The organism is uncultured Shewanella sp., assembly GCF_947495455.1.
Taxonomy (GTDB): Bacteria; Pseudomonadota; Gammaproteobacteria; order Enterobacterales; family Shewanellaceae; genus Shewanella.
On sequence record NZ_CANLZC010000150.1, the window covers coordinates 1 to 10,067 of the forward strand.

Sequence of the window (10,067 nt, forward strand, 5' to 3'; positions counted from 1 at the left end):
CCATGAAAGTTCCCAAATAAAATCAACTTCCTGGGAATCACCTGTGAGTAAAAAAACTGGGGATTCATCAGTACTCGTGATACTTCAAGATGCATGTTTTCAGAGTGCGTATAAAGTGCCTAATTCAAGGCGCATGATTGCAGAAATGCTTATTGCCTTTTCAAGTTATGTAACACAGAAGTAGGTGCTTTTACCCACTCCCAACGGGTTGGTTTAAAAGCCTTTTATATTGCGTTATTGAACTTTGACTTAGAATCACTAAGCCCGCTGTTCAAAGCCTTGTCTAAAAGGCTTTTAATTCCAACTGAATCCTGCATCTTGAAGTATCACGAGTATAGGTATTTAATTGCTTTTACGATAAAATGTGTTTTCATTATTGGTGTTAGCTGGACTGTAGGTGTCACTTTGGATTCTAAAATAATTTCTGATGGATATGTGGATAGGTTTGCTGGTATAGGGCGTTTATACGGGCAAGCGGCATTGACAGCATTTGCTCATTCACATGTGGCTGTTGTGGGAATTGGTGGTGTGGGCACTTGGGTGGCGGAATCATTAGCAAGAAGCGGCATTGGTGAAATAACCCTGATTGATTTAGATGATATTTGTGTTACCAATACCAATAGGCAGTTACACGCTTTAAAACAAACGATAGGTCGGTCTAAAGTTGAAGTGATGGCTGAGCGTATTCGCGAGATTAATCCTGATTGTAAAGTGAATGAAGTGGAAGACTTCATTACTGTGGACAATTTAAATGATTATTTTGTTGCTAAAAAGCAGGGTGGAAGTCTTGATTATGTGGTTGATTGCATTGATGCTGTAAAGCCAAAGGCCGCACTTATTGCTTGGTGTAAGCGACATAAACTGCCTATCACTGTGATTGGTGGGGCTGGAGGACAGTTAGATCCTGTTCAAGTTCAGGTTGCTGACTTAGCCAAAACATATCAAGATCCTTTGCTCGCAAAAGTGCGTAATTTATTGAGGCGCGAGTATGGTTTTTCTAAAAATACGGCTCGGCGTTTTAGTATTGAAGCGGTATTTTCAACGGAGCAATTGGTCTATCCACAAAGTGATGGTAGTGTTTGCCATACAAAAGCCACGGCCGAAGGGAGTATGCGTATGGATTGTGCTTCTGGTTTTGGTGCTGTAACGGTCGTGACGGGAACCTTTGGCTTTATTGCTGTGAGCCGCGTTTTGATCAAGCTAGCCAAAAAAACGGTCAGTAATTTAGGATAAATAGGGCAAGATGAAACTGTTACTGAAAGCACGGTCAGACTTTTTTCGCTCATCGATAGTGCTTAGATAATGAATGGTTTCAATCAATCACTTCATAAAAATTGCAAGCCAGTGCACGTTCATTTTGGATTATCTGTACAGCCATTTTGGCACATTTGCCACATTGACTGGCGACGCCCAGACGATGCTTAACATCAGTCAAAGATTCATCTCCTTGATTTACAGCTTCTTTAATTTGAGTATCTGTGACAGCATGACAAATACAGACGTACATTAATGAGATCCTACTAATATTGAGTAATGTAAGTGTAAATGAAAATAATTCTCACTGCTAATAACTGATTGGAATAACGGAGGCGATTTTTGTTCGAACAGGTCAAAGGAAAATGTTTTATTTCATCTTTACCCGTGAAGTATCACGGGAATTAATAGCCTTTTTCAAAATCAATTTGATGCAGTAAGGTTTTGCTGTTTATCCAACGTGAGTAATTTTGTGAAAAGATCTCAATAACCTGCTCAGGGAAACTCGGTGCTGCTATATGGGGAGTGATGATGACATTGTCAAGGGACCAAATTGGATGTGCTTTGGGAAGGGGTTCTTGATTAAAGACATCAAGGATAGCGTGTTGTGTTTGATGTTGGCTAAGTTGGTTAAATAACGCATCGAGATCTAATACATTTCCTCGACCTAAATTAAATAGAACCCCATTGGGTTTGATGAGTGATAATGTCTCTTTATTGAGAATGTTATCAGTATCTTGAGTATTAGGTAGAATACTGGCAATGGTATCGGCATGGGGTAAATAATGATGGAGCTTACTTAAAGTATCAATGCTATTGAAATGAGGAGCGGGTTTGGCGCTGCGATTAACGCCGACCACTTTCATACCAAAGTGTCTGGCTGTTTTAGCAATATGTTGGGCAATGGAGCCTGTGCCTAGTAGTAGTAAGGTTTGTCCTTGTAGGCTCTTAAAGCTCTCTGGACGCCATATTTTATGTGATTGTTGTTGCTTATACTGTCGATGATGTCTGTGATGGGCTAATAAGTACCCAAAAAGGTATTCACTCATTAATGGACCAAAAATACCTCTTATATTGGTGAGCTTATAATCTTTTCTGAGCCTAGGTTTAATGAGTGCTTCTATGCCTGCAAAGGTCGATTGTAGCCACTTGAGTTGATAAGCATGGGGCAATAAGGGCGCGGCGAGTTCAGGCTCTGCCAACCAAATATCGGCTTTTTGAATATTAACGGGTGCATCATCAAGTAAATACAGATCTGGAAGTTGGCATGAAGTGAGTAATTGTTTATAACAAGCATTATTTTTGGTAAGCAAGAATAATTTGTGTTTCATTACTCCTCCTAGGCTGGCTATAAATGACACTCATGAATATCGTGACTCGCCTACATTGAGTGTAGAACAGATCAGCGTGAAGTGGGGAACAAAGATAGCGCTTTATCAGGATAATTAGTAAAAATCCCATCCACTCCAGCTCGAAATAAATTAGACATATCATCAATATTATCAACAGTATAAACAAATACTTTTACCCCTCTTTGATGGGCGTCATCAATAATCTTCGGCGTCACAAAATTAATATCTAAATGAATGGAATAAGCCTTTAATTTTGTGGCGACTCTGGCTAGTGCTAAAGGGATCCCACTTATGATAGGGGCGATATCAGCTGTGGGGAAGACTTGCTTGAAGCTGGCTAAAAAAGGGAGGTTGAACGACGAAATAAGCAATTGATCTGAACTAAACCCTAATTCACTCATTAACTTAGGGTAGATATTGATAAAGGGTTGTAAACTATTAAGGCCCTTGAGTTCAATATTGACTTTGCAGGGAAAGGCTTTTAAATAGTCCATGATTTCCCAAAGCGTGGGAATAGGTTCGCCTTGTACTAATGTGCTTTGTACGGCTTTGATACTGCTTTGCTCAATCAGAGGGTGATTGAGCTTGGCGTTATTAAGGCGACTGTCATGATAGACGAAGAGTTGGCCTTCAACATTATGAACGTCCAATTCAACGGCTCTAGCACCCAATGCCATTGCTTTTTTCATTGCTGCTAAGGTGTTTTCTGGTGCATGAGCACTTGCACCTCTGTGAGCAAAAATTTCCATAAATTAGGCGCCGTTGACCTTATCGTTTTCCATTATGTTCGAATCAATCCCTGATTATCTTTTAAAGATGTATTGTTTATATGGACTTCTAATTGAGGATAGGCGAGCTCCAATTGGTTTTCACGGAGTTTTTTACTAATGAGTTTATGTAGCTTATGCCTTAATGGCCAGCGAGCACTCATCTCTTTAGCATAGGCACGTACTTCGAAATTTTGAGTGTGTTGTCCAAAACCGGCAAACCAGACTTCTGGTTCAGGAAGTTTTAAGGCATCTTCACACTCTTGAACGGCTTGATATAAGGCGGCTTCGACACGAGAAGGGTCGGAATCTCGAGCAACAGAAACATCAATAATAACGCGCGTAATAGGATCGCTTAATGACCAATTAACCAGTTGCTCAGTAATAAAGGCTTTATTGGGAACAATAATTTCTTTTCTATCCCAATCAATAATGGTGGTTGCCCTTATTTGAATTTTACTGACAGTCCCGGTGAGATCGCGAATAGTCACGGTATCACCAATACGAACAGGTTTTTCAAATAAAATAATTAAGCCAGAAATGAAGTTGGCGAAAATTTCCTGTAATCCAAAACCTAAACCGACTGAGAGTGCGGCAACAAGCCATTGCAATTTAGACCATTCCATTCCTAGGGTCGAAAAGCCCGCTAAAATACCAAAAAAGACCACGAGATATCGACTGACTGTGGTAATAGCAAAGCCTGTACCGGGACTTAAATCCAGTTTTTGTAAGAGGATCAGTTCCATTAGCCCTGGAAGGTTAGTGGCTATCATCAGTGAAAAACTGACAATAATAATACCGAGTAATAAGGATTTGAGTGTGATAGGTAATTGTTGCTCCATACCATTAATGGTGCTATTACTGCTCCAGAGGGTGACACCATCGAGTAGTGAAAATAAGGCGGTATGGGTTTGTGTCCATAGGCCGATCAGACTGGCAAGAAAGGCCAGTAATAATAATGAGCGGACTAGGCCTAGTGACTGGCTTGAAATGGTTTCAAGATCCACTTCGGGCTCTTCATAGGTTTCAAGTTGTTCATTAGTGGTGGAAGTGCTGTCTTCTTTTTCTCTTTGAGCAAGCTGTTCAGCTCGTTTGGCTTTGGCCCTTTCAAATGCAATGCGTCGTCTTTCAATTAACATCCAACGTTTGATAAGTTGGTAGGTCATTAAAAAACCAAGTCCAAAAAGCAATGACAGTTGAAGCTGAAGCAACATTTGAAAAGCGGTGTAGTAATAACCTTGAAAAGCCAATATGGCGCAAGCGGGTGGCACTGTCATTAGCATAATCCATAAGAATTTTTGGATTAGTCGCTTGTTTTTATCATTTTGGTGAGTATGACTATATCGTTTAGATAGCGAGAGGATGTCTTTGTAAAACCAAAATAACATGATGCAAAAAATGATAAAGGCGCCTCTACCAATACTGTTTCTGACAAGGGAATTATCGAGAATTTGTGTAAAACCCATGACACCTAAAAACGGCACAGACATAATAATAAATTGCCGTAAACGTATTTGACTGGTGCGAATAAGGCCTCTAGGGCCTTTAAAGTGGCTGATTAATAGTCCTTTATCAAGGGCTAATAGATAAGCGACTCGATAGAGTAAATAAAACAAGCCGATGGAAGAGAGTGCCATACCCATTGCTGAGGCAAGGTTGTGAGGCGATAAATATAAAATAATACCTGCGACAATAATAGGAGAGGGTTTGATTAAACTGTAGCTAAGGGAGTTTGTGAGTACGCTGAAGGTATTGATAAACTTATCTTGAGTGACATTACCGACGTTGGCCAGATCACGCTTAACAGCTGCCTTAAATTTAGGGGTGAGAATATCTTGCAGTACTAAACTTAAGACTACAATGATAATCCACCAAGACCAAGCGGTATTTTGTTCTTTAAACGAGCTTTTTAATTGCTGCCAAGGGGCTTGTTGAGTGAGCCATTGCCAACTTTGCAATAAATCTACGCCCCAGAGTTTACTGATACTGCTGGCATTGGGAACCCAAAATAAATGCTCATTTAAGGTGTTCTTTAAGGTTAAGTATTGTTGAGTTAACTGTTCATTACTGACCCTAAGATCCGCGAGTTTACTTAAATATTGATCATAACTTTGCAGTAGCTGTGTTAATAGTAGCTTTTGTGAGTTCAGTAACTTTTGTTGCAGTGCGGAGAAGTCAGTCGCTTGTGCAAGTTGCTGTGAATTAATATTAAGACTTTGTTCGAGTTGATAGCGAGCGAGTCGAGCGTTGGCTATTTTGGTTTGTAATTGCTCTTGATCGGGTGGTTTAGGCAAGGATTGAAGGATTTGTAAAAACTGTTCACCAAAGGCTGAATTGAGTTTGATCCATCCGATTTGCTGTTGAATACTGGCGAGCTGCTTGGCTTGAACTTGATATTGTTTCTCAGCTTTCTCTTGCTGACTCACAGTGAGGCTGATGTTATTAGTGAGCTGCTGAAGCAATAACCCATATTTTTTATTATCTTGGCTGAGTTGTAGGGTTAAGGGGTTGGTGTTTTCATCTGTTTGGATCTGACTGTCGGCAATAGCTGCTGAGGTTTTTTGTTGTCTTTGTTTGGCAATTTGTGAATTGATATCTTCAATTAAGGCTTCTTGTTGCGCTAATTGTTGGCGAACGAGTTGCAATTGCAATTGATTCAGTTCAATACGTTTTTGGCTACTGGCAAGCTCTGCTTCTAGGGTTGAAACGGTTTGATCATATAAGGTTCTTTGAACTGATAATAAAGACGTTTCTGAGTTTTGGCTTTCAATAATTGGATTTTTTTGGTGTTGTTGTAAATTATCTCGAGCATCACTAATTTCACCGGGCAGCGCATCTCTATTTTTTATCAGTCCATTAATTTTACTGCTTAAGGTGACTTCAATTTCTTTTAATTCCGATAAGCGAAGGTATGCCATTGAGGCTTGTTGATTAAGATCTTGTTTATTAGACCAAGCGAGTTTAATACTGGCGCTGGTTAGTTGAGCCGCAAGGCTTTGTTTATGGGCATTGAAATTTTTTAGCAGATCGTCGGCATTTTTTTCGGTTGCTTTAAGCTTTTCTATTTCAGCTTGTATTGAGGCCACTTTTTCTTCAGTGGTCGGTGTTTTTTTTGTCTCTGTCGTTGTTATTCCTATGCGTTTATCTAACTGCAGGGGATCTGCGCCATAGACAGACAAAGAGGTGAAGCAAAATAGGAATAATAAAACACGGTACATGAAGAGACTGCATTATTTGAGAAACACAGGTTTCATACTAGCTAAGTTCTCAACAGAAAGAAATCACTGCTGGGCAACTTTTGTTGAACTTTAAATAACGTGGCGCTTATTGTTAATATATAGATTTAATTGTTGCTTTTGTGTTGTTTTATGCGGGCAGTAAATTAAAGAAGTAGAAAGCTCAAGGCCTAAGCCCCTTGCACTTTTAGAGAGCAAAAGGGGCTGACAGAAATTAGCAGTGCTGTTTTGTCATGGCAAAGTGCTCACCCATGCGAGTCACAACTTTAGGGGCTAGGTTTTCAGCAAAGCGCTCGATGGCATCTTTTTCAAATAACATGACAACTGTGCTGCCGAGCTTGAAACGCCCCATTTCATCGCCTTTTGCTAATGTGATAGCATCAGGACCCGATGTCGAATAATCCCAAGTGAATACATCTTTTCCTGTGGGTGGAGTGACAGTGCCAGCCCAAACGGTTTCGATACTCGCGACTATGGTTGCGCCAACGAGCACCATGGCCATAGGGCCAATTGCCGTTTCAAAAATGGCCACAACGCGTTCGTTTCGCGCGAAGAGTTCTGGTACATTTTCAGCTGTTAATGGGTTAACAGAAAAAAGCTCTCCGGGAACGTAAGTCATTTTAGACAAAGTGCCTTCAATGGGCATATGAATACGATGATAATCTTTTGGAGCAAGGTAAATCGTAGCAAAATCCCCATCCATAAAGCGTTTCGCGTCATCGCTCTGATTGCCTAATAAGGCTAAAGCAGAATAATCGTGGCCTTTGGCTTGAAAAATACGCCCTTCTTTAATGGGGCCAAGTTGACTGATTGCGCCGTCTACAGGATGAATAATTGCATTGTCTTGCTCGTGCAAAGGGCGTGCGCCAGGTTTTAATGGGCGCGTAAAAAAATCATTGAAACTGCGATAGGATTCTGGTCTCGGATCTGCAGCTTCACTCATGTTGACCTTATACTTTTTGATAAAGCCTTTGATGGCGATAGTCGTGATTGCTCCCATTTCTGCGCTGGCGAGTTTGCCAACAAGGCGAGACAATAAGTGTTTGGGTAACAGATACTGTAAAGCAATTTTTAACTTGTCCAATGTGTGATCCTTGTGCTCTTATTCGTCTGGGCCAACTTTAAAATGACGAGCGTGTCGCTGTTCATCTAAGCTGGCAATGATTTTATGGTAATTTTGATAACGATCGCTGCTAATCTCACCTGCATCATAGGCGGCTGTAATAGCACAACCTGGATCATTGAGATGTTTACAATCTCTGAATTTGCAGGTACCAAGATAGTCTCTAAATTCAATAAAGCACCAACCCACACGCTCAGCGGGTAGGTGCCAAAGTGCAAATTCACGTACACCGGGGGAATCAATGAGATCGCCACCCTCTTGAATATGGAGTAGTTTAGCGGTTGTAGTGGTATGTTGACCTAGGCCTGAGTTTTCTGAAATATCCCCAGTGATTAATGCAGCATCTGGCATAATGGCATTAATGAGTGATGATTTACCGACGCCTGATTGTCCAACAAACACACTGACTTTGTCTTTCATTAACTCATGTAATGTATCAACACCTTGAAGTAAAGTGCTGCTGACTTTGTAAACTGGGTAGCCGATGTCTCTGTATCGCTGAAGAGCGGCTTCAATGGCTTCACTTTCTTCTTCTGAAATCAAATCGATTTTATTCAAAATGATAATAGGGGTAATGCCTGTGTCTTCAGCGGCGACTAGGTATCGGTCAATAATTTGTGTGCTAAAGCTAGGTTTGACTGATGAAACAATGAAAATTTGGTCAATGTTTGCCGCAATAATTTTCACACCATCATACAGATCGGGGCGTGACAATTGAGAATGTCGAGGGTGGACGGCTTCAACTACACCGACAATGGCAGTGGGGTTACCTTGGTTAATATGTTGAGATAATCTTACAATGACCTTATCACCTGTAACTAAACTCTTAATATTTCTTCTAATATCACACCTTGAGATCAACCCGTCTTGTGTTTCAACGTCGGCATGTTGGCCAAAGCGAGAAATAATCGTGCCTGCTTGTTCATTGCCTAAAGAGCTGTCTGGAAGCGCTATTGAGGACTGTGATTTATCATGCTGTTGTAGCTTTTTTTTATGATTGGTCCGCATTCGGCGTAATTGACCATGGCTTAGTGGTTTCTTTTTACTCACAGAATCGTCTTCGTCATTTTATAAGGCTTACTCATCTTGATTTGTCTAAAGTGCAGTAAGGCTAATTTTGTGTCAGTCACTCGCACTCACCTTATTCAATTCAAGCTAGTATCAAAAGTGGTACGAGTATAGATAAAGCAGTATGATACACGGTCTTAAAGAAAAAAGCCTAAATTTAGATAAAACAGATGAAGAGGATGCTATGACTGCCGATGCCAGCAACCTAATATGGGTCGATTTGGAAATGACGGGACTTGATCCTAGCGTCGATAAAATTATTGAAATTGCAACGATTGTGACGGATAAAGAATTGAATATTTTAGCTGAAGGACCTGTATTGGCGATTTATCAATCTGACGCACAACTTGCCTTGATGGATGAATGGAATCAGACACATCATGGTGGATCTGGGTTAATTGAGCGAGTGAAGGCTAGCCAAGTGAATGAGCAGCAAGCGATAGAGGAGACGATTGCTTTTCTATCTGAACATGTGCCAGCAGGTGTATCTCCCATGTGCGGTAATAGTATTGGGCAAGATAGACGATTTTTGAATCGATATATGCCAGAGTTGGAAAATTATTTTCATTATCGTAATATTGATGTCAGCACCATAAAGGAGCTCGTAAATCGTTGGCAACCTCAAATAATGAAAGATCTGACGAAAAAGAATGCCCATCAAGCCTTACTGGATATTCAAGAATCCATTGCTGAATTGCAGTTTTATCGCGAAAAAGTATTTAAAATTTAATCAGTCGGTAAGTTTATTTACAAGAAGGGGTTGCAGTACAGCGAAATTCTCCTATAATGCGGCCTCAACTTTACGGGCTTTGTTTAGTGTAAAGTGGAAATGATGCAAGATTAACTCGGTTGATAAGGTAATGGATACCTTAGCAGTTGTTTTAAGAAAGCACATATAGTGATGCGAGATTAGCTCAGTTGATAAGGTTGAAAGTTGATACCTTACAGTTGCGTTATAATAGCAAAAAGAAGCGACATTAGCTCAGTTGGTAGAGCGATACCTTGCCAAGGTATAGGTCATCGGTTCGAACCCGATATGTCGCTCCAAGATTTAAATATAACAACATGATTTGCTTAGTTGTTGATTATATCGATGATGAAGCGATACCTTGCCAAGGTATCAGTCATAGGTTCGAACCGTTCTTTATTGAAAGAAAGGTCGCTCCAAATATTTAGATAGCAGTAAAAACATGCGACATTAGCTCAGTTGGTAGAGCGATACCTTGCCAAGGTATAGGTCATCGGTTCGAACCCGATATGTCGCTCC

The 10,067-nt window shown here is 40.5% G+C and carries 9 protein-coding genes and 2 tRNA genes; 5 read left to right on the forward strand and 6 right to left on the reverse strand.

The genetic code is table 11. From position 1 onward, the window contains the following. On the forward strand, window positions 1-184 hold a 184-nt coding region (locus tag Q0791_RS23320), incomplete at its 5' end, for a hypothetical protein (protein ID WP_299011633.1). Window positions 185-405: 221 nt separating this feature from the next. Then, window positions 406-1,233 (forward strand): tRNA cyclic N6-threonylcarbamoyladenosine(37) synthase TcdA, encoded by an 828-nt coding sequence (tcdA, locus tag Q0791_RS23325; protein WP_299011635.1) that lies wholly within the window; start codon window positions 406-408, stop codon window positions 1,231-1,233. Window positions 1,234-1,312: 79 nt separating this feature from the next. Here the strand turns inward: tcdA and Q0791_RS23330 are convergent, their stop codons facing one another. From Q0791_RS23330 to rsgA, 6 genes are all read right to left on the reverse strand, one after another. Then, window positions 1,313-1,507 carry a bacterioferritin-associated ferredoxin gene (locus Q0791_RS23330; RefSeq protein ID WP_299011637.1) on the reverse strand — a complete coding sequence of 65 codons (195 nt, stop codon included), beginning with the start codon at window positions 1,505-1,507 and terminating at the stop codon, window positions 1,313-1,315. A 151-nt stretch (window positions 1,508-1,658) separates the two neighbouring features. Further along, complete coding sequence (locus Q0791_RS23335; protein ID WP_299011639.1) at window positions 1,659-2,585, reverse strand: D-2-hydroxyacid dehydrogenase; 927 nt, start codon at window positions 2,583-2,585, stop codon at window positions 1,659-1,661. 71 nt (window positions 2,586-2,656) lie between these two features. Further along, entirely contained in the window at window positions 2,657-3,355 is a 699-nt protein-coding gene (locus Q0791_RS23340; protein WP_299011641.1) for a glycerophosphodiester phosphodiesterase, read from the reverse strand. Window positions 3,356-3,387: 32 nt separating this feature from the next. Next, window positions 3,388-6,591 carry a mechanosensitive ion channel domain-containing protein gene (locus Q0791_RS23345; RefSeq protein WP_299011642.1) on the reverse strand — a complete coding sequence of 1,068 codons (3,204 nt, stop codon included), beginning with the start codon at window positions 6,589-6,591 and terminating at the stop codon, window positions 3,388-3,390. Window positions 6,592-6,823: 232 nt separating this feature from the next. Continuing rightward, window positions 6,824-7,693 (reverse strand): archaetidylserine decarboxylase, encoded by an 870-nt coding sequence (gene asd, locus Q0791_RS23350; protein WP_299011643.1) that lies wholly within the window; start codon window positions 7,691-7,693, stop codon window positions 6,824-6,826. Between the two features lie 18 nt (window positions 7,694-7,711). Then, entirely contained in the window at window positions 7,712-8,782 is a 1,071-nt protein-coding gene (gene rsgA, locus Q0791_RS23355) for a small ribosomal subunit biogenesis GTPase RsgA (RefSeq protein ID WP_299011644.1), read from the reverse strand. Between the two features lie 202 nt (window positions 8,783-8,984). Between rsgA and orn the strand changes: the two genes are divergently transcribed. The 3 genes from orn to Q0791_RS23370 all read left to right on the forward strand — a co-directional run bounded on the left by orn (window position 8,985) and on the right by Q0791_RS23370 (window position 10,065). Continuing rightward, window positions 8,985-9,530, forward strand: coding sequence for an oligoribonuclease (gene orn / locus Q0791_RS23360; protein WP_299011645.1), 546 nt, complete (start codon window positions 8,985-8,987; stop codon window positions 9,528-9,530). Between the two features lie 241 nt (window positions 9,531-9,771). Continuing rightward, window positions 9,772-9,847, forward strand: a tRNA-Gly gene (locus tag Q0791_RS23365). A gap of 145 nt (window positions 9,848-9,992) precedes the next feature. Continuing rightward, a tRNA-Gly gene (locus tag Q0791_RS23370) sits at window positions 9,993-10,065 on the forward strand. The last annotated feature ends 2 nt before the right edge of the window (window positions 10,066-10,067 follow it).